Annotated in this window: 17 protein-coding genes; 8 read left to right on the top strand and 9 right to left on the bottom strand. The window is 71.8% G+C overall.

Annotated features, from left to right (window positions below; genetic code table 11):
• From pabB to BLS43_RS17705, 3 genes are read left to right on the top strand one after another with little or no spacing between them, the layout of a single operon-like run.
• Positions 1-2,088: an aminodeoxychorismate synthase component I gene (gene pabB, locus BLS43_RS17715; RefSeq protein WP_093086101.1), complete on the top strand. Its 2,088-nt coding sequence runs from the start codon at positions 1-3 to the stop codon at positions 2,086-2,088.
• Positions 2,085-2,903, top strand: a complete 819-nt coding sequence (locus BLS43_RS17710; protein WP_093086098.1) for an alpha/beta fold hydrolase — start codon at positions 2,085-2,087, stop codon at positions 2,901-2,903. Before pabB ends, BLS43_RS17710 begins: the two co-directional genes overlap by 4 nt.
• Entirely contained in the window at positions 2,900-3,739 is an 840-nt protein-coding gene (locus tag BLS43_RS17705) for a siderophore-interacting protein (protein ID WP_093086095.1), read from the top strand. The genes BLS43_RS17710 and BLS43_RS17705 overlap by 4 nt, the downstream gene beginning before the upstream one ends.
• A gap of 134 nt (positions 3,740-3,873) precedes the next feature.
• On the opposite strand, the gene BLS43_RS17700 is transcribed toward BLS43_RS17705, so the two are convergent.
• The 3 genes from BLS43_RS17700 to BLS43_RS17690 form a co-directional block, all read right to left on the bottom strand.
• Positions 3,874-4,077, bottom strand: a complete 204-nt coding sequence (locus BLS43_RS17700; protein ID WP_093086092.1) for a hypothetical protein — start codon at positions 4,075-4,077, stop codon at positions 3,874-3,876.
• 171 nt (positions 4,078-4,248) lie between these two features.
• Positions 4,249-6,618, bottom strand: a complete 2,370-nt coding sequence (locus tag BLS43_RS17695; RefSeq protein WP_093086310.1) for an acetyl-CoA acetyltransferase — start codon at positions 6,616-6,618, stop codon at positions 4,249-4,251.
• A gap of 70 nt (positions 6,619-6,688) precedes the next feature.
• The gene (locus BLS43_RS17690) at positions 6,689-9,112 is read right to left on the bottom strand and encodes a CaiB/BaiF CoA transferase family protein (RefSeq protein WP_093086089.1); all 2,424 of its coding nucleotides are present in this window, start codon (positions 9,110-9,112) and stop codon (positions 6,689-6,691) included.
• A 120-nt stretch (positions 9,113-9,232) separates the two neighbouring features.
• Here BLS43_RS17690 and BLS43_RS17685 point away from each other — a divergent pair, with 120 nt between their 5' ends.
• Positions 9,233-10,174 carry a LysR family transcriptional regulator gene (locus BLS43_RS17685; RefSeq protein WP_093086087.1) on the top strand — a complete coding sequence of 314 codons (942 nt, stop codon included), beginning with the start codon at positions 9,233-9,235 and terminating at the stop codon, positions 10,172-10,174.
• 348 nt (positions 10,175-10,522) lie between these two features.
• Positions 10,523-10,996 carry a nuclear transport factor 2 family protein gene (locus BLS43_RS17680; protein ID WP_093086084.1) on the top strand — a complete coding sequence of 158 codons (474 nt, stop codon included), beginning with the start codon at positions 10,523-10,525 and terminating at the stop codon, positions 10,994-10,996.
• A gap of 105 nt (positions 10,997-11,101) precedes the next feature.
• Here the strand turns inward: BLS43_RS17680 and BLS43_RS17675 are convergent, their stop codons facing one another.
• Entirely contained in the window at positions 11,102-12,286 is a 1,185-nt protein-coding gene (locus tag BLS43_RS17675) for a serine hydrolase domain-containing protein (protein ID WP_176921394.1), read from the bottom strand.
• A gap of 310 nt (positions 12,287-12,596) precedes the next feature.
• On the opposite strand from BLS43_RS17675, the gene BLS43_RS17670 reads away from it, so the two are divergent.
• The 3 genes from BLS43_RS17670 (at position 12,597) to BLS43_RS17660 (ending at position 15,750) form a co-directional block, all read left to right on the top strand.
• Entirely contained in the window at positions 12,597-13,145 is a 549-nt protein-coding gene (locus tag BLS43_RS17670) for a carboxymuconolactone decarboxylase family protein (RefSeq protein WP_143030097.1), read from the top strand.
• Positions 13,146-13,495: 350 nt separating this feature from the next.
• Positions 13,496-14,521, top strand: a complete 1,026-nt coding sequence (locus BLS43_RS17665) for a cyclase family protein (protein ID WP_176921393.1) — start codon at positions 13,496-13,498, stop codon at positions 14,519-14,521.
• A 20-nt stretch (positions 14,522-14,541) separates the two neighbouring features.
• Complete coding sequence (locus BLS43_RS17660) at positions 14,542-15,750, top strand: cytochrome P450 (RefSeq protein WP_176921392.1); 1,209 nt, start codon at positions 14,542-14,544, stop codon at positions 15,748-15,750.
• 55 nt (positions 15,751-15,805) lie between these two features.
• On the opposite strand, the gene BLS43_RS17655 is transcribed toward BLS43_RS17660, so the two are convergent.
• The 5 genes from BLS43_RS17655 to BLS43_RS17635 form a co-directional block, all read right to left on the bottom strand.
• Entirely contained in the window at positions 15,806-16,648 is an 843-nt protein-coding gene (locus BLS43_RS17655; protein WP_093086073.1) for a mycofactocin-coupled SDR family oxidoreductase, read from the bottom strand.
• 59 nt (positions 16,649-16,707) lie between these two features.
• Entirely contained in the window at positions 16,708-17,472 is a 765-nt protein-coding gene (locus BLS43_RS17650) for a FadR/GntR family transcriptional regulator (protein WP_093086070.1), read from the bottom strand.
• A gap of 124 nt (positions 17,473-17,596) precedes the next feature.
• Positions 17,597-18,781: a phenylacetate--CoA ligase family protein gene (locus tag BLS43_RS17645; protein ID WP_143030095.1), complete on the bottom strand. Its 1,185-nt coding sequence runs from the start codon at positions 18,779-18,781 to the stop codon at positions 17,597-17,599.
• Positions 18,782-18,861: 80 nt separating this feature from the next.
• Positions 18,862-19,635 carry a class II aldolase/adducin family protein gene (locus BLS43_RS17640; protein WP_093086065.1) on the bottom strand — a complete coding sequence of 258 codons (774 nt, stop codon included), beginning with the start codon at positions 19,633-19,635 and terminating at the stop codon, positions 18,862-18,864.
• Between the two features lie 91 nt (positions 19,636-19,726).
• Entirely contained in the window at positions 19,727-20,278 is a 552-nt protein-coding gene (locus BLS43_RS17635; protein ID WP_093086308.1) for a DoxX family protein, read from the bottom strand.
• Positions 20,279-20,314 lie beyond the last annotated feature (36 nt).

Genomic DNA, 20,314 nt, shown 5'->3' with positions numbered 1-20,314 from the left:
ATGCGCACCATCCTCGTCGACAACTACGACTCCTACAGCTACAACGTGTTCCAGCTGATGGCCGCCACGTTCGGGGTCGAGCCCACGGTCCTCGCCAACGACGCCCCGGAGTGGGCGGACATCGACCTCGTCGACTACGCGGCGGTGGTGATCTCCCCGGGTCCCGGCAGCCCCGCGGAACCGGGGGACCGCGGCGTGGCCCTGGACCACCTGCGCGCGGGGACCATCCCCGTCCTCGGGGTCTGCCTGGGCCATCAGGCGCTCGGCTGGCTCGCGGGCGGGTCGGTGGTCCCCGCCCCCGAACCGCGGCACGGCTACCTGGAGACCATCCGCCACAGCGGGACCGAGCTGTTCCGCGGCGTCCCGCAGGACTTCACGGCCGTGCGCTACCACTCGCTCTGCCTCGCCGAGCCGCTCCCCGAGGACCTCGAGGCCACGGCCTGGTCGCCGGACGGCGTGGTGATGGGCGTCCGGCACCGGCGCCTCCCGTGGTGGGGCGTGCAGTTCCACCCTGAGTCGGTGGCCTCCGAGCACGGCGCGGCGATCTTCGCCAACTTCGCCGAGCTGGTCCGGGCCGAGCACCGCGGCGGACCGACGCCGCTGCGCCCACAGCAGCGGACCCTGCGCCGCCGGACCCTGGACTTCACCGTGTCGACCGAGGTCCTGTTCGAGGAGCTGTTCGCCGACTCGCGGTTCGCGTTCTGGCTGGACAGCAGCCGGGTCGAGCGCGGGCTCTCCCGGTTCTCCTTCCTGGGGGACGCGGGCGGCGGGCTCGGCGAGGTGCTCAGCGCGCGGGTGGGCACCGGCGTCGTCCACGTCGTCACCGAGGACGGGCGGGTCCGCGCCACCCCCGGGTCGATCTTCGACACCCTGGAGGAGCGGCTGCGCACCCACCGGCTGCCCTGGGACTCCGCGCTGCCGTTCGACCTCGCCTGCGGCTACGTCGGCTACTTCGGCTACGAGATGCGGGACGAGTGCGGGTCGCCCACCGACCACGTCTCGCCCCAACCAGACGCCCAGTGGATGACGGCGAGCCGCATGGTCGCCGTCGACCACGAGACGGACACCACCTGGGTCTTCGCCCTGGCGGACGGGGGAGACGGCTCGGTGCGGCGGGCCCAGGCCTGGGTGGACGAGACCGCGGGCCGCATCGAGGCGCTGCGCGGCGCCCGGCCGCGGCCGGTGGCGCACGAGGAACGGGAGATCGACGTCGAGCCGCTGCTGCACCGCTCGCGGGCCCGCTACCTCGCGGACATCGAGGAGTGCGCGGCGAGCCTGCACGCCGGGGAGAGCTACGAGATCTGCCTGACCAACGGGCTGGACCTGCCCTTCACCGGATCCCCGCTGGAGGCCTATCGCTGGCTGCGCAGGCGCAGCCCCGCCCCGTACGCCGCCTACCTCCGGTTCGACGAGCTCCACGTGCTGTCGTCGTCCCCGGAGCGCTTCCTCACCGTCGACGCCCAGGGCACGGTCGAGTCCAAGCCGATCAAGGGCACCGCCCGCCGCGACCCCGACCCCGAGGTCGACCGCGCCCTGCGGGACGAGCTGGCGGGCAGCGACAAGACCCGCGCCGAGAACCTCATGATCGTCGACCTGCTGCGCAACGACCTCGGGCGGATCTGCGAGATCGGCAGCATCCGGGTGCCGGGCTTCATGAAGGTGGAGTCCTACGCCACCGTCCACCAGCTCGTCTCGACGATCCGCGGGCGGCTGCGGCCCGAGGTCGGGCCCGTCGCGGCGGTCCGGGCCGCGTTCCCGGGCGGCTCGATGACGGGCGCGCCCAAGCTGCGCACGATGCAGATCATCGACGCGCTGGAGCGGCGCCCGCGCGGCATCTACTCCGGGGCGCTGGGGTTCTTCGGCTTCCAGGGCGCGGCGGACCTCAACATCGTGATCCGCACGGCGACGATCGAGTCCGGGCGGGCGAGCATCGGGGCCGGCGGGGCCATCGTCCTGGACTCGGACCCGGTGGACGAGTACGACGAGATGACCCTGAAGGCGGCCGCGGTCGTGCAGGCGGTGGCCGGGGCGGGTGGCGGAGCAGGCGGAGTCGCACCCCGCGCCCGGCCGGAGCGGCGCTCGGCATGACGACCGTCGTCGCCGACCTGAACGGCATCTCACTCGCGTACGACGTGCGCGGCGAGGGCCGGCTCGTCGTCCTGGTGATGGGTACCGGGAGCCCCGGTCGGGTCTGGCACCTGCACCAGGTCCCGGCCCTGCTCGCGGCGGGACACCGGGTCGCGACGTTCGACAACCGCGGGATCCCGCCGACGACGGAGTGCGCCGACGGCTTCACCGTCGACGACATGGTGGGGGACACCGCGGCCCTCATCGAGCACCTCGGCGGCGGCCCGGCCCACGTGATCGGGACCTCGCTCGGCGCGCGGATCGTCCAGGAGCTCGCCCTGGCGAGACCGGACCTCGTCTCCCGGGCGGTGGCGATGGGCGCGCACGCGCGCCTGGACCCCGTGGCCGAGGCACAGGCCCGCGGCGAGATCGACCTGCACGACGACGGCGTGGTCCTGCCGCCCGCCTACCATGCCGCGGTGAAGGTGGTGCAGAACCTCTCGCCCGTCTCGCGGCGGGCGGAGTCCGTCCAGGACTGGCTGGACGTGTACGAGATGGGGGGCTCGGCGATCGGACCGGGGGAGCGGGCCCAGCTGGCGGCGTCGGTCGACATGGGCGACCGGCGGCCCGAGTACCGGGCGATCACCGTGCCGTTCCTCGTCGTGGGCTTCGCGGACGACACCACCATCCCGCCCCACCTGAGCCGGGAGGTCGCCGAGGCGATCCCGGCCGCCCGCTACGTCGAGGTCCCCGACACCGGGCACGTCGGGTACCTCGAACGTCCCGCGACCGTGAACGAGATCCTGCTCGACTTCCTGAACGAGGAGCGCACGTGACCGCCGAGCCCCCGTCCCACCTGGCCGACGTGCTGGCGGTGCGCCGGCTCTCGCCCAGCCTGGTCCGCGTCGAGCTGGGCGGGCCGGGGCTGCGGGGGTTCACCTCCCTCGGCGTCCCCGACGAGGGCTGCCTGCTCAACTTCCCCGTGGCCGGGATCTCCGAGGACCCCGTGGACGACGTGGGCCGCTGGTACACCGTCCGCGCGGTCGACGAGGCGGCCGGGCGCCTGACCGTGGACCTGGTGGTCCACCCCGGTGGGGTGGGCGGCGAGTGGGCCGCCGTGGCCGAGGTCGGCGACCGGCTCCGGATCGTGCACCAGAACAGCTGGTTCAAGCGGCCCGAGGACGCCCGGTGGCAGCTCCTGCTGGGGGACGTCGTCGGCCTCCCGGCCTTCGGCCGGATCATCGAGGAGACGGCGGGCTCGCTGCCGACGACGGCCGTGATCGAGATCCCCGACCCCGCCGACCGGCAGCCCCTCACCGGCGCGGAGGTGACCTGGATCGACACCCCGGAGCTGGGCACCGCGGGCAGTACCCTGGCCACGGTGGTCCGGGCACTGGAGCTCCCCGAGGGACCCGGGTACGTCTACGTCGCGGGCGAGGCCGCCGCGACGCGCGCCGTCCGCAAGCACCTGCGCCACGAGCGCGGGCTCCCGGCCCGCTCCTACGGTGTCGTCGGGTACTGGCGCGTCGACGGCAAGGAGTGGAACCGCCGGTTCCGCGAGTCCGGAGCGGACCTGCGGGCCCTCTACGCGGAGGTCGAGAAGACCGCGTCCGACGCCGAGGCCGCGCTCGATGTGTACGAAGAACGGCTGGACCGCATCGGTCTGCTCTGAGCGGGCCGACCACGCCCGTGCGGGTCCGTCCACCCCCACGCGGCGTGTGCAGCGCCGGGCGGGGTGATGGCCTCTCCCGGTACTGAGCTCCTGTGGAGGCGAGTTCGTCGGCGTCGAACCAGGATGGTGTGTGGTCAGCCCTTCTGACATTCGACGGCCGGCCCGACGAAGGCGGTCAGCAGCGCGCCGCCTCGGGCGTCGAAGTCGATGCAGACTCGCCGGTCGGCCGCCGCAGACGCCGACGCGGTGGTCGTCGGCGCGGCGGTGGTCGTCGGCCCGGCGGTGACCGGTGGCGCGGCCTGGACGGCCCTGCCCGGCCCGGTGTCGTTCCCGTTCACCCGAGTTCGTGCCCGTCCGCGACCAGCCCGGCGTCGGGCGGCCGACGACGTGACGGGCGCGGCGCCGGCGCGCCCTACGACCACGACCTCGTCGACTGCGTCTTGCACGGGGCGGCGAGCGCTGATCCACCCGGTGCCCGCACGCCATCGCGGCGGGCACCGGGGGCGTTGTCAGCGGTTGCGCCACTCCGGCGCGCGCTTCTGGGCGAAGGCGGTGATCCCCTCGAAGGCGTCCTGGCTGGTCATCAGCTCTTCCAAGGCGGGGGAGAAGTGGGTGACGGCGTCGACGGTGTCGGCGATGCCCTCGGTCTCCCCCATGATTTGTAGCGACACCCGCACCGAGGTGGGCGAACCCGCGAGGATCTCCGCCGCCAGCTCGCGGGCACCCTCGAGGGCAGTGCCGGGCTCGGTGATCCGGTTGACCAGCCCGTGGTCGAGTGCTTCAGCCGCGGTGAGGCGGCGGCCGGTGAGAATCATCTCGGTGGCGAGCTTGTGAGGTACCGCTCGCGGCAGCCGAACCAGCCCACCCGCCCCAGCGACGAGACCGACCCGGACCTCGGACAGCGCCAGCTTCGCGGTCTCGTCGGCGACGACGAGGTGGCAGGTGAGCGCGATCTCCAAGCCGCCGCCCATGGCGAACCCGTTGACTGCGGCGATGATCGGCTTGGGCAGGTGCCGCCGAGAGGTCAGGCCGCCGAAGCCGCTCTTGGGGATCGTCACAGGCTTGCCGGAGGCGGACCAGACCAGGTCGTTGCCCGCGGAGAAGGCCTTGTCCCCGGCGCCGGTGATGATCGCGACCCACAGGTCGGGATCGGCGAAGTAGGCGTCGAAGACCTCGTCGAGCTCCTCGTGGGCGGGCGGGTGCAGGCTGTTGCGCTGCTCGGGCCGGTTGATGGTGATCTCGAGGAGGTGGCCGTCGCGGCGGACGAGGAGGTGCTCGTAGGTGTCCCGGAACGCGGGGACGCGGGTGGGGAACAGCTCGTCCATGCGGGTGTCGTTCACGGTGACCCGGTTGCCGAACCCGAAGGAGCGCACGTAGACGCGGGCGCCGATCGGCTCCTCCTGCCCCAGGAGCTCCAGCAGGCCGGTGTCGCCGTCGACGGAGCGGGCGAGGAAGCGGCGGCCGTCGGCGTCGAGGCGGCCGATCACGATCCCGATCGGGCCGCGCCTGGTGTGGCTGACCGTCCAGGTCTCGATGGTGGCCCAGCCGTCGGCCCGGTGGGCCTCCTCCGGCGCGGACCAGGCCTCGACCTCGGCCTGGAGCCGGGCGGAGTCGTCGGTGCGCCAGCCGGTGGGGGTGGTCGAGTAGATCCCGACGGAGTACTTGGACAACAGTCCGCCGTTGGCGCCGACGAAGCCGTAGCTGCCGGGTGCCTTCCGGGCCCGGCCGATGGTCTCGGCGATGCCGTGGAGGGAGTAGTTGTTCCCGGCGCCGCCGAAGAACGGCAGCCCGCCGGTGAGGGTGAGCCCGCGGGGATCGTCCGCGGCGAGGCCGAGCCCGTCGGCGACGTTGCTGACCGCGATGGGGAAACAGGAGTACAGGTCGAACGTGGCCACGTCGTCCAGCCCGATCCCGGCGACGTCGAGGGCGTGGCGGGCGGCGAGGACGGCGGCCGGGCTCGCGGACAGGTCCGCGCGCGCCATGAGGTCGCGCTCGCGCAGATCGGCGTGGCCGTGCAGGAACACCCACTTGTCCCGGGGGATGCCGAGACGCTCGGCGGTGGCGACCGAGACCACGAGCGCGGCAGCGCCCTGGTTGACCTTCTCCCGGGCGACGACATAGCGCGGGTAGGGGTCGGCGATCATCCGGTTCGTCTCGGTGACCTCGACCAGCTCGACGGCGCTGCGCTCGACCGGCGCGGAGGCGTGCGGGTTCGCCGCGGCGACCCGGGTGAACGGCGCGAACAGCTCGCCCATGCCGCGGGCGTAGTCCTCGCGGGACTGCGTGAGCCGGGCGCGGCGGGCGTTGTCGAACAGGGCGTACTGCTCGGGGGCGCCGGTGAGGCCGTGGGCGGCGTGGTGCATCGAGACCAGGCCGGCGAGGCCGTATCCGCGGTCCTCCAGGTCCCCCTCGACGTGCTCGGTGAAGTCCGGCTTGTCCTCGGCCTGCGCCAGGTGGGTGACGGTGGAGATGGCCTCGGCCCCGAACAGCAGCGCCGCCTGCGAGTCGCCGGCCGCGATGGTCCCCGCGAGCTCGGTCAGCAGGTGCTGGGGTCCCTGTCCGCCGCCGACCTCGAGGATCGCCCGCCGCGGAGCGGCACCGACCCGGTCGGCGACCGAACGCGGGTAGTTGTCCGAGCGGCCCAGCGGTGCGGGCGCTCCGGGCATGGAGATGTCGAACTGCCGGATCCCGGCGACGGTGTCGATCGCCGCCGCGACGGCCGCGGGATCGACGCCGGTGTCGGCCAGGGCCTCCCGGGCCGCCTCGGCGGCCAGCCCGACGGCCGACAGGCCGCGGTAGCCGGGGTCCTCCAGCCGCTCGGACGCCTGACCCACCCCCACGACGACGGGGGTGGACGGGTCGAGCTCGTCGGTCGACATCGGATTCTCCTCGCTGGGGCTCTCGTCGATCTTCATTGTGCGTCGGGGCGGTGGCTCGATGCCGGCGGTGTCAGATGCCGATGCGCGGGGCGATCGCGGGCAGGTGACGCTGCTCGGGCTCCTCGACGACGCCGTCGGCGACCAGGCGTTCGATCGTCGTCGGGTCGAGGCCGAGCACGTCGGCGAGCACGGCTCGGCTGTGTTCGCCGAGCAGCGGCGCGGGCGTGGGATCGGCGTCGGCGAGGTGTCGCGACACGGCGAGCCACCGTTCGGTCGGCACCTCGCGATCGAGCAGTGGATGGGCCATCGTGGCGAGGAACCGTCGCTCGCCGAGCTGCGGGTCGTCGAGCATCTCCGGGATGCGCTGCATCCTGGCGGCGGGCACGCCCGCATGCTGCAAGGCCGCCATGGCCTCCTGCGGTGTCCGGGACTGGGTCCAGTCTGTGACGAGGTGGTCGAGCTCCGCGCGGTGGGCCACCCGATCATCGTGTCGGACGAGGTGTGGATCGGTCGGGTCGGTCTCGAGGACATCGGCGAGCCGCTCCCAGTCCGTGTCGTCGCGCACCGACACGACGACCCACTCGTCATCTCCGGCGCACCGGTAGACCCCGTCGACGACCTCGGGCCGCGTTGCGCCTGCGGAGATCGTGCCGGGGGTGAGGGACTCCTGGGCGAGCCGGGTGCCGAGCTGGGCGGCGATGACCTCGGCCTGGGCCACGGCGACGTGCCCGCCACGCCCGGTCCGGCGCCGGGCGATCACGAGAGCCAGCGCGGCCGCCGCACCGATACGGGCCGCGATATGGTCGGGGTAGATCGTCGAGGCGTCGCTGAACCCCGCCGGGTCGTCGGGAAACCGCCACAGGTGCGACAGACCGACTGCGGCCCGGACCAGCGGCCCGTAGCCCATCTTGCCGCTCCACGGCCCGGTCGAACCGAAGGCACTGCTCTCCACGGTCACGATCCGGGGGTTGACGGCGGCCAGGTCCGCCGCGGCGAGCCCCAGCGACTCCAGGGTGCCGGGCTTGAAGTTGCTCAGCACCACGTCCGAGCGCCGCACGAGGTCCAGGAACAGCGCCTTGCCCGCGGCGCTGCGCAGATCCAGCCCGAGACTGCGCTTGGTCCGGTGGCCGTAGGCGAAACCGGCGCTGAGCGGCGATCCGTCCAGGGTCTGGCGGCTGCCGTCCGGGAACGCGCGGTTCTCCACCTTGATCACGTCCGCGCCGAGGTCGGCGAGGAGGCGCCCGGTCTCGGCACCGACCACGATCACGCCGAGGTCGAGCACTCGTAGCCCTCGTAGGGGGAGGGCGCGTCCGAGGTGGGGGGTGGCCTCGGGGGGTGCGGGCTCGGTGAGCGCGGAGAGCACCTGCTCGGTGTGCGCGCCGACCGCGGGAGCAGGCGTGCGCAACCCGGCGCGGGCGCCGTCGAGCTCGACCACCCCGTTGGGAACCGGCACGGTCCGTCCGTCGGGCAGCACAGCCTCGACGAACGCACCTCGGGCGCGCAGCTGCTCGTTGTCGAGCACCTCGGCGGGTGTGGCCAGTCCCGCAGTCGGCACGCCGTGGGCGTCACCGCCCGACATGACCTCCGCCCGGGTCAGTCCGGCGAACAGTCTGCCGATGACCGGGTAGATCCGCCCGGAGGCGCGGAACCGCTCCACGAGCGAGCCGTACTTCGGGTCCGCGAACTCCGCAGGCTCCCCGAGCCAGCGGAACATCCCCTGCCACTGACGCGGGGACAGGATGCAGATCCGCACCCAGCCGTCGAGGCACGGGAAGACCGGGTACAGGTGGCGGGCGTCCGGCCGCCCGCGCGGGCCGTCGAAGGCCGGAACGCCACCGGTCGCGCTGCCCCCGATGCCGAAACCCGGGTCCAGGGTCTGGACCGTGGACTCGTAGACCGAGCAGTCCAGCAGGTCACCGGCCCCGGTCTCGAGGCGGTTCAAGTAGCCCACGAGCGCCACGAAGGCGACTTGCGCCGCGGCGGACTCGGCGGCGAGATCACCGGGCGGGAGCAGGGGCTCGCGGTCGGGAAGCCCGGAGCGGCACAGCACCCCGCCCAGGGCAAGCCGGGTCGCCTCGGTGGCGGCCAGGTCTCGATACGGCCCGGTGCGGCCGTACTCGGTCAGCGACGCCACGACCAGGCCGGGGAAGCGCATGGCGAGGTCCTCGGCGTCGAGGCCGGCCGGCAGCTCGCCCGGGCGGAACGAGGTCACCAGGATCGCCGCCGAGCCGACCAGCCGCAGGTAGTCGGCGTGCCCGGCCGGTGTGGCGAGGTCCAGCGCCGCGGAGGTCTTGTTGGCGTTGTGCACCGCGTCGTAGACACCGCTTGCGAGCAGCCGCGACCTCGCCCCGGAGGGCGGCTCGACCCGCACGACGTCCGCGCCGAGATCGGCCAGTATGCGCGCCACGGACTCGGTGCCGTGCCCGTCGGTGTGGTCGACGACCCGGACGCCCTCGAGTGGGAGCGGATTCCGCTGGGCTCCACCGTCTGTCATTGATGCCTCCTCGCACCGTCCGTCCCCCGAGCCTCGACCCCCGAGGGTGGGGTCGTACAGCGCGACTTCCGGGACGCAGCGTGCTCGATCCCGCAACGCGGCGCTGCCACACTGGTCCGCGTGGACCTCCAGCAGCTCCGATGTTTCCTCGCGGTCGCCCAGGAGGGCCACTTCGGACGCGCCGCGGCGCGGCTGCACCTGACCACCTCACCGGTCAGCCGGTCGGTCAAGGAGCTCGAACGCGAGCTCGGCGGGGATCTGTTCGTGCGCCGCTACCACCAGGTGGAGCTGACCGCGGCGGGCCGACGCCTGCTCTCCCGAGCCGAGCCGATCGTCGCCGAACTCGACGACTTGCGCTCCGAGGTGCGCCGGCTCGCCCGCAGCGCGGCCCGCACTCTCCACATCGGAGGAACGCACCTCGCCCCCGCCGCGGTGCTCGACGCCGTGGTCGAGGCCGTCGAGAAGTCCGACCCGGACCGGCCTCTCGACGTCACCCTGGCCCCGTCGGCTGAGCTGCTCCCCGCGGTCGCCTCCGGCGAGATCGACCTCGCGGTCGTGCACCTGCCGGTCGATGACCCGACGTTCGGCGTCCTGCCCCTGGCGACCTACGCGATCGTCGCGGTGCTGCGCAGCGACGATCCGCTCGCCACTCGACCCACCCTACGCACGGCCGACTTGGCCGACCACACGTTCGTGACCATGGACGACAGCGTGCAGCCCACTGCCATGCAGCACATGCGTGCCGAGCTCAGGGCCCGCGGCGTCGTCCGAGTCGAGACCGTCCCGGCCGCCGACGTCATGATGATCGCCGCCAAGGTGCGCCGCCGCGGATCGGTCGCCTTCGTCCCTCACGACGGCGACGTCGGTCGCATCTTCGTCGACCCCCGCTTCATCCGTGTCCCGGTCGTCGACGCCCCGTCGCTGGAGGTCGGGGTCGTCTGGAGAGACGGAGGCGACGTCGTCGGGGAAACGCTGTCCGCCATCGTCGCCCAGCTCGCTCCCCCGGCCACCGGGAGCGGAGCCACCCGTGAAGCCACTCGTGGTCCGAAACCCTGCGCCTAGTTCGAACTCTGGGGGCGGGGGGTAACGGACCACGACATCCCAGATGGGGTCGCGCTCGGTGCCGCTCCTAGCCGTCGATCTCCATGTCGAGCCGATCGGCGTCGCACCGGAACCGACGTCAGGTCGATGACAGGCGATCGCGAGTCGCGTTGTCTGATGGCCGTCGACACTCTCCCTCCGTTGACTCGTCTTGTCTATGCGGGGTAATACTGATCAGGAATCCATCGACCGGATCACACCGGTCACCGGTGCATCTCTGGGAGGCCATGTGCGTGTCCCGACTCTTGTCCAGACCGTGAGAACGGTGCCGACTCCGCACGATCAGCTCGCTGTCACCGGCGTTCGCTCATGAGCGCCAGTGACGACTTCGTCGCGATCCTCGACACCGCGTACCGGTACGCCCAGGCGGCGGACCGCCGCGACTGGGCCGGTCTCGCGAACTGTTACACCGAGGATGCGGTGGTCAACTTCAACGGGACGATCGTCGAGGGTCGGGATGCGATCATCGCGCGCAACCAACGACAACTGACCAAGTGGGAGGCGACGCAGCACTTCACGGGAAACCCCGTGATCAAGGTCGACGGGGACCGGGCGGACGCCTCCTTCTACACGATCGCCCAGCACACCGTCATGCGCGACGGCCTTCCCGTGACCTGCCTCGCCGGCGGGGTCTACGAGGACGAGCTCGTCCGCACCGCCGAGGGCTGGCGGTTCCGGCGGCGCCGGATCCAGAAGCTCTGGATGATGGGGGACGAGTCGCTGCTTCCCACGGCGGTCTACGGCGCGGCCACCCCGCCGGAGCTCGAGCCGCTCGGGTTCTGACCGGCGCGTCCATCACGACCGCGTCCGTGCGACCAGACGTGCCGGTGACGCCTCGAGGCGTCACCGGCGCCTGTCGTCCGCGGACTCCGGAACCGGAAGGTGCCGTCAGCCGTGCTGCCGTGCGAAGCGCTGCAGCACCTCGACGATCGGGATGAAGGGGTGGTCGTCCCGGTTGGGCGGCTCGTCGAACATCCGGTTGTGAATGAGGGCGACGGCCAGCCCGCTGTCCAGGTCGGCCCACGCGTTGCTGCTGCCGGCTCCGGGATGGCCGAGGATCGAGGTCGAACCGGCGTAGAGGGCGTTGGCCGGCGGCGCCTGGCCGCCGACGTAGTAGCCACCGATCCCGAGCATCCGAGGCACGCCGCTGACAAGGTCGGGCTTGTCCGCGTCCGGCCGTGGTTGAAGCTGGGCACGGAGCCGCTCCTCCGAGAGCATCCGGACGTCCCCCAGCCGGCCGCCGCAGGCGATCATGGCGTAGACCCGCGCAGCGGAGCGGGCGTTCATGATGCCGCCTGCGCCCGGGATCTGGGCCCGCCAGACGTCGGTCCTGCCGAAGATCTCGGCGGTCGGCGCCGCGGCGGCCGGCATGGTCCGCCGCTGCAGCGGAGTCCGCCCGGCGCCGGAGGTCCTGGTGAAGGCTGTGTCGTCGACGAGCTCCGCGACCCGCCCGTCCTCCTTCTCCGGCAAGCCGATGAACAGGTCCTCGATCCCGAGCGGGGCGCACAGCTCGTCCTGCACGAACTGGCCGAACGAGCGATCGACGGGGTCGGTGCGGCGCACGATCTCCCCGACCAGCCAGCCCCAGTTGATGGAGTGGTAGCAGTTCACCTCGCCGGGCGGGAACAGCGGGGTCTCGGCGGCGAGCGCGGTGACCATCCAGTCCCAGTCGGCCATGCGCTCGGTCGTCACCTCGGCGGGCATCTGGGGAACGCCCGAGCGGTGGGACAGCACGTCGCGGACCGTCGCCTTCTCCTTGCCGTTCTGGCCGAACTCGGGCCAGTACCGGACGACGGGGGCTTCGTAGTCCACGAGACCACGTTCGGCCTGCAGGTGCAACGCGGTGGCGGTGATCCCTTTCGTCACGGAGAAGGCCGGGAACAGCGTCGAACCGTCAACGGGGACTCGACCCGCTTTGTCGGCGGTGCCGGTCCAGGCGTCGACCACCTGCTCGCCGTGCAGGTATGCCGTCACCTGCAAGCCCACCTCCCCGCGTTCGCGGGCGACCGCCAACGCGGCGTCGATCTCGCCCTCGAGGTCGGTGACCTTCGAGTCGAGGTCCTGGTTCGTCATGTGCCCGTCCCGTCCGTACGCCCCGGCGTCGGTCCGATGTCGGTCCGAGGTCGGGCGACTGTTTCTGATCAGATTCGTGCACGTTACGCCCTGCCGCGAGGCGGCAACAAGGCTCGAACCGGCGGTGCCGCGGCGTCGCCAGAGGCGGGTGCAGGCCCCCTCCGGCGTCGAGAACCATTGTCCGGCTGCGACAAAGATGATAAGAATCTTTGATTGTTGATGTGAGCCAGCCCTCCCGGAGAAGTGAGGACACATGCCTCGAATCGAGCCGCTGCCCGAGGACAAGGTCGACCCCGATCTCCTGGCGGAGATGAACCGGCTGGTGGAGAGCGGGCAGCTCGGTTCGGGCAACACCGCGTGGCCGCGCATCATCGCCCATCACCCCGATCCCGAACTGGTGCAGGTCCGGCTGAGCCACATCGCGAACAACGGCACAGACGGCGGAGGGACCCTCGGGGCCCGGCTCCGCGAGCTGCTGCGCCTGGCCAATGCCCAGCTCGTCGGCTGCGACGCCTGTTCCCAGGCACGTTACGACTCGGAGCTGGCGGAGGAGGCGATCGCGTGCGCCGTGGTCGGCGCCGGGGAGGAACTCAGCGAACGGGAGCGCCTCGCGCTCGCGTTCCAGCGGAAGATGCATCTGGACCACTGGTCGATCGACAGCGAGACCTACCGGCAGCTCGCCACCGTCTTCACGACGGCGGAGATCGTCGAGCTGGGCGACGCCATCGCGACGGGCATGGGGCACGGACGCTGGCTCCACACCCTCGACATGTTGAGTTCCGGGGAGCCGGTGGTTCCGTGGTCGCACACCCCGGACGCCCAGTCGGAGAGCGACCGCGAGCTGACCAGTCCCCTCTGAAGGCGTGCCCGCGGCGCCGCCGGGTATCCGGCCTTCGCCGTGGACAACCTGACCCACATGTCGCCCTGCACAACCATGCGGCGGCGACACGGACGAGCACGAGCGGTACGCAGGGGAACCGTGGTTCGACACCGCGGTGACCTTCATCGACGAGTGGGACCAGTGCAGCTTCGACCCGCGCTACCCGACCCCGGGGTTGGCGCATGTCGAACCCCTCGTCCGGGACCAGTGCGCCGTCCCGCTGCAGGCCGCCCCCAGACCGGCGACCGCCACGGTGGGGCCCGGAGCGGGCACGGGTCGTCCGCGGCGCCCCGCCGGAACGCGCAGCGCCACGACCGGGAGGACAAGACATGCGCGAGGTACCCGAGCCCGAGCTGACCTGCTGGGAGCCGCCGACCTACACGGTCGACGCGAACGGCAAGGTGGTCGGCGGCGCGCCGGGCCCGATCCACAACTGGGGCCGCTGGGGCGACTCGGACCAGCGAGGGACGGCCAACCTGTTGACCGCGGAGCGGGCCGTCGAAGCCGCGGCCCTGGTGCGCACGGGAAAGCACTTCGCGCTCGGTCTGCCGATCGGCGGGCTCGCCGCGCCGAGCCACCGCGGCGAGCCCCTGCACCTGTTCCAGATCGCGACCGGGGACGCGATCCTGACCGGGGCAGGGACCGACGGCGCGGACGACTACCTCGTCATGGCGCTGCAGGGGACGACCCAGCTGGACGGGCTGGGCCACGTCGGCCGGGGCAACCTGATGTACAACGGTTTCTGGTCGGGACTGGTCACCGCGGGCACCGGTGCCCGCCGCCTCGGGGTCCACCATCTCGCGACCGGTCTGGTCGGGCGCGGTGTCGTGCTGGACGTGGCCAGGGCGCAGGGCGTCCCCTGGCTCGAACCGGGCTTCCCGATCACGGCCGCCCTGCTCGACGGCACGGCTGAGGCGCAGGGGGTCCAGGTCCGCCCGGGAGACATCCTCTTCGTTCGCACCGGCACGGTCACACACTGGTACGAGCGCTTCGGGAGCCGAACGGCGCCGTTCCAACGACTCGGGGACGAGACGGCGCGCCGCGACCTGCTCGACGGACCCGAGGCGGGCCTCGCCTGGGACACCGTGGCGTGGCTCCACGACCACGACGTCGCGGTCCTCGGGGTCGACAACCTCGCGGTCGAGTGCCGTCCGGCGCAACCGGGTCACACCTGGATCGACTTCCACGTGGCGGCGCTGCGGGATCTCGGGCTGCCGCTGGCCGAGGTGCTGGACCTGGACGGACTCGCCACGGACTGTGCGCAGGACGGTGTGTGGGAGGGCCAGTGCGCCGTCTCCGTGCTGCCGGTGGTCGGCGCGGTGGGGTCGCCGATCAACCCGCTCTTCCTCAAATGACCCGAGCCGAGGGAGCTTCCGTGAGCGACGAGCTGATCTGGGATCCTGCGGATCCCGGACACATCGCCGATCCCTACCCGGCCTACGCCCGCCTGCGGCGGGAGGCACCGCTCTGGCGGCACCCGTACGCGTGGGTCTTGAGCAGGTACGACGACGTCGAGGCCGCCCTGCGCGACCGCCGGCTCCTCAACCACGGGCTGCAGGGGGAGAACCTGCTCGAGAGACTGATGGCAGGCCTGACGCCGCCGATCGGCGAGCGGACGCGGGCCCACCAGCGCCCCTGGATCCTGTTCCAGTCGGGGCAGCACCACACGATGATGCGCCGGGCGCTGAGCAAGGGCTTCGGGCCGAGGTCGATGGAGCGGGCCCGCCATCACGTGGGGCGCGTGGTCGACGATCTGGTCGGCCGCATCCGGGACGAGCCGAGCGTGGAGTTCGTCGAGAGCGTCGCCGTGAGCCTGCCGATCGCCGTGATCTGCGAGCTCTTCGCCGTACCCGCCGAGCTGCGCCCGTCGCTGCGCAACCTGCTGAACCCGCTCGCCCGCACGATGGGCGGGGTGGTCATGACCGACGTCTCGATCTCCGAGGTGGACGCGGCGGTCGCCGCTTTCGAGGACGCGATGCGGGAGCTGATCACGTTCCGGCGCCGGCGGCCCGGCGACGACATGATCAGTCTGATGATCCAGGGCGAGGAGGCCTTCGTCGACGAGCGCGACGTGCTCTCCAACCTCGGGGTGCTGCTGTTCGCCGGACACGAGACGACGGTGGGGCTGTTGGCCAACGGCCTGCTGGCGCTCCTGCGCCATCCCGAGCAGCGTGCGCTGCTGCTTCGGGAGCCAGAGCTCGTTCCCCACGCCGTCGAGGAGATGCTCCGTTACGACGCACCCGCCCACCGGGTGGCCCGGGTCGTCCACGAGCCCGTCGAGATCCGCGGACGGCGCCTCGAGCGTGGGGAGCTCGTCTGGCTGATGATCGGCGCCGCCAACCGCGACGAGGACCGGTGGGAGGACGCCTCGTCCTTCGACATCCGCCGTCCCTCGCCCCAGCCGCTGTCGTTCGGAAAGGGGGCGCACTTCTGCATCGGTGCGCCGCTCGCCCGGATGGAGGCCCAGCTGGCGTTCCCGAAGGTGCTCGACGCACTGCGGGGGTACGAGCTCCGGACGGAGCCGGTCGCCTACAACCCGTCGGCGACGCTGCGGGCCCCCCGGGAGCTGTGGCTGAGCCGATGACCCGCGGCGGAGACGGCGGCGGGTGAGAAACCCGCCCGTCCCCGCCGCCGTGGTCTCAGAGCAGGGAGAACCCGGCGTCGACCTTGATCTCCTCGCCGGTGATGTAGCGGGCCTTGTCCGACACCAGGAACATGACGGCCTCGGTGATGTCGCTCGGCTCGAGCATCGGCACATCGAGAAGGTTGCGGGACTTGGCGATCCAGCTCTCCTCGCCGGACGTGCCCGCCGCGGCCTCGGCCGCCATCTTCTCCATGGTGGCGTTCATCGTCATTCCGGACGCCACGCCCGTGGGGTGGACCATGTTGACCCGGATCCAGTGCTCGGCCAGCGCGAGGGCATAGACCTTCATCAGGCCGACCGCGCCGTGCTTGCCCGCCATGTAGGCCAACCGGCCTCCGCGCGAGCCGACCGGGCGAGTGGCCGCGGTGGAGCCGGTCATCACGATGGAACCGCCGCGCCCGCCCGCGACGAGGTGCGGGATGGACGACTCGATCAGGTGGTAGTAGCCGGAGAGGTTGACCCCCAGGATGTCGTCCCAGGCCTGGGCCTCCGCCTCGTAGGAGCCGGCGTCGGTGTAGCGGGCGATGCCGGCCTGGGGCAGGACGATGTCCAGCCGGCCGAGCTCGGCCACACCCTCGTCGACGGCGGTCTTCACCGCCGCCGCGTCGCGGACGTCCACCTCACGGGCCACGACACGTCGGTCCAGCTTCTCGATCTGCGCGACCGTCTCGGCGAGATCGGCCGGGGTGGCGTTCGGGTACTCCATGGAGTCGATGTCGCGGCAGATGTCCAGCGCGATGATGTCTGCGCCCTCCTGCGCCAGCGCCACGGCGTGCGATCTGCCCTGTCCACGCGCGGCCCCGCTGATCACTGCGACCTTGTTCTCGTGCATGCCCATCGTCGGTCTCTCCAGGTGCGCTCAGGGTGGCTGTTCCCGGCCCGGTCCGCCGACCCTCCTCACGACGCGGGGCGGTCGGCCTCGGCCTGCAGGTGCTTCTCCAGAAGCTCGTCGACGTCGGCCCAGACGACCGGGGAATCGAGCCGACGCGGGTCGACGGTCTCGATCTCCTCGTACGCAGTGATCATGCGGCTCATGCGCTGGCTCGCCGACCAGGAGTCACCCTGCTCGATCGCCTCGGCGATGTGCTGCTTCTCGATCGCGACCCGTTTGCGGACGCGCGGATCGTGCTCCCACCCGATCGCCTGCGACATCCACGAAAGCGCGGGCACGATGGCGGCCAGCAGGAGGTTGCCCGACGCCGCCGCCACCAGGTCGTGGAACTGCCGGTTGTACACGTGGAAGGCGGCCGAGTCGTGTCGCGACGCCAGGAGGTCCTCGGTACAGCGCAGCATCTCCTCTACCTGCTCGGCGGTCCGACGCTTCGCCGCGAGGGCCGCCATGGTGGGTTCGACGGCCGCCCGGGCCTCGAGGATGGTGCGCAAGGTGCCGTGACCCGACTGCAGTGTCATCGCGAGGACTCCGGCGAGCTGGGCGGGCTGAGGCAGGGCCATGATCGCGCCCCCGCCGGCCCCTCGGCGCATCTCCACCGCACCCTGCGCCTCGAGTAACCGCATCGCCTCGCGCAGCGAGCCGCGAGCAACGCCGTAGCGTTCGAGCAGCCACGACTCGGCGCCGAGGTGATCACCGGGAGCCAGCCCCCTTTCGGCGGCCTCCCGCATCAACCGTCGGGCGATCTCCGATGCGACCTTGGTCTGCGCCACCTGCAGCCTCCCCCCCGTAATATGCTCACATTACCCGTCGTGGTCCGGTTTCGGTACGAGCGGCCCCCACGGCCGCGTGGTCGCGTCCGCGGGGGCACCTCTGCGGAATGCCGGGGGAGCGGGCTCAGGGGCGCTCGTCCACCACGCGGTTCGCCTTGTAGGCGGCCCGGGGAAGGGAACCCACCTCGACGGCAGTGACCGTGACCGGTACACCGGTCCGCTCCTGCAGACGCTCCAGCAGCCCGCCCGCGGGGTTCTCGACCCGGACCTCGAGGGAATCCTGCTCGTCTGCGGTGCGGACCACCGCGAACTCCTGGGACTCGTCCATTTCCGACCACACGTCGATCGGCATGATCCACTTCCCCTGGACGGTCACCACGTCTTGCATTCGGCCCTCCCAGAAGGCGCGGACATGGGTCTCCCCGCAGGGACAGGGCGAACGGTCCAGCCGGATCACCTCGTTGAGGTCGAACCGCAGCATGGGGTTGTCGCGCCCGAGGGAGGTGCAGAGGAACTTGCCTCGCTGCCCGTCCGGGACGGGCTCACCGGTGACGTCGTCGACCGCCTCGACGATCGCGTAGTCCTCAGCTACGTGGGCGCCGCGGTAGTTCTCCGGGCTGCAGGTGCCACCCAAGGTGCCGATGCACTCCAGCCCGGCGCTGATGGCCGAGTACTGACGCATCGGGGTGACGGCCGCGACCTCGGGCATCCTGCCCGACCAGCCGATCCGCTCGGCCACTTCTCGGATCCGCGCGGCACCGGCGGGGAGAGTGTGCCAGTGGTCGATGGGGATGTTCTCGATGGTGCGCAGGGCGCGTTCGACCAGCGCCTCGTCCTCCGGCGGGCCGATCGAGATCGGCAGGCAGCCCATCTTCTCGGCAGCGCCCGCCACCTGGGACTGGCCACCGTTGAGGTAGCCGGGGTGCGCGTTGGCGATCACGTGGCCGGGGCGGACACCCTCACGCCAGTAGCGCCGCGCCGCGATCTCGTAGTCGATGTTCAGGTCGTGGTCGGTCCAGACTGTGACCGTGGGTCGGCCAGTCGTCCCCGACGAGGTGGCCAGCCGGACCGAGCCGGAGAGGCCGACGACGCGATAGTCCCCGATGGGCGGGTACTCGGCCTCATTCGCCCGAAGGTCCTCCTTGCGGAAGGTGGGGAGGGCCCGCACGTCGTCGACGGAGGTGACGTCGGACGGGGAGACGCCGTGGTCGCGCATGCGCCGGTAGAAGAACCCACCGGCCTTGTAAGCACGCTCCACCGCCTCGCGGAGCCGTTCGCCCTGGAGGGCGCGGAGCTGCTCGAGGGGCATGGTCTGCACCTCGGGATGCAGGAACGGTCGATCGGAGTCGTGGGACAACGCGGTCCTTCCTCTGCTGGAGCGATCGGGTGCTAGTCGAGCACCGACGGGTCGGCGGAGATCTCGCGCCGGGCCATGGACTCGAAGTAGCCGGGGAAGGCGCCCCCGACCTTCTCCAGGCCCTGACCGAGGCGGGTGACCATGTCGTCGGGCAGCGGCCGACCGCCCGGCCCCATCGCCTCGACGTGCCAGGCGTTGTGCGAGCGGACCTCCAAGACCCGCGCCCGGGTGAGGAGCTCGGGCAGACTGTCCGCGATGATCAGCACGCCGTGATTGGCCAGGATGGCCATCTCCGCGTCACCCATGGCCTCGATGACCTGCTCGGCGGCCTGCCGCTGCTCGACGGTCCCGGTGTACTCGTCGACCAGTACGAGCCGGCCGGAGGCCAGCGCGCTCGACTGGTCGTACACCGGGGGCAGCCGCCGCATGGCGGACCACGCCGTCGACCATTTCGGATGATTGTGCACGATGACCCGCGCCGTCCGGACCCGGTGGAACGCGAAGTGCAGCTCCGTGGCCGAGTTGATCCGGTACCTACCGGCGATCTGGCTGCCGGACGAGTCGCACACGCAGACGTCGGAGGCCCGCAGCTGGTCCCAGGGGATGAGGAACGGGTTGACCAGGAACGTGCCGTCCGCCTGCTGGTAGGTGATGTGCCCGGCGAGGCCGTCGTCGTAGCCGAGCCGGCTCAGCATGCGCGCGAAGAGCGCGAACTCCTGCACGGGAGACAGCTCACGCCCGATGCCGGGGCCTTCCAGGGGCGCGTACGACGATTCGAGGGTCGTGTGGGGCGGTGCGCTGGTCATGGCGGGCACTGTCGATCGACCTCCGCTCGGGTACGGACTGCGGCCGATTCTCGCCGAGGTCTCGGCGTGCCGCACCGCACAATTAATATTATCATGTTAATCCGATAGTCGGCAACGAGTGCGCTACTGCGCTCTTCGCCGGCTCTCGCCAGAAGACGGCGAGATGGGCGAGCCCGGCCGCCACCCCGAGCCCGCCCACGACGACGGCGGCCATGGGGCCGCGCAGGCGTCGGCCGAGGCCGACGGCGCGGTCGATGCTGAGGTCGCCCGGGCCGAGGGCTGCGAGGGCGATGGACGCAGCGGCGAGGTTGGTCACGTACTCCCAACCCTCGGCGGTGATGAAGAAGCCGTTGGGGGCGTGCACGGATCGGACGGCGACGGTCATCGTGGCGACTACGGAGGCGGCTGCGAGGGGGGTGGCCGCGCCCGCGACCAGCGCGGCGCCGGCGCCGATCTCGACGGCGGCGCTGGCTTTGGCCTGTAGTCGTGGCTGCCGGAAGCCGATGGAGCCGAACCAGCCGGCGGTGCCGTCGAGGCTGCGGGCGTGCCGCACGCCGTGGGCGAGGATCGTGCCGCCGACGGCCGCGCGCAGCACCAACGCCGCCAGGCCGCCGGCCCGCCTCCGCGGTTCTCCGGATTCCACGGTCACCAGCTTTCCGGCGGCAGCTCTGCCGCCCGT

This window comes from Pseudonocardia oroxyli (genome assembly GCF_900102195.1).
GTDB lineage: Bacteria > Actinomycetota > Actinomycetes > Mycobacteriales > Pseudonocardiaceae > Pseudonocardia > Pseudonocardia oroxyli.
Note: the sequence above shows the minus strand (reverse complement) of the source record. Positions and strands in the feature narration are given on the sequence as shown.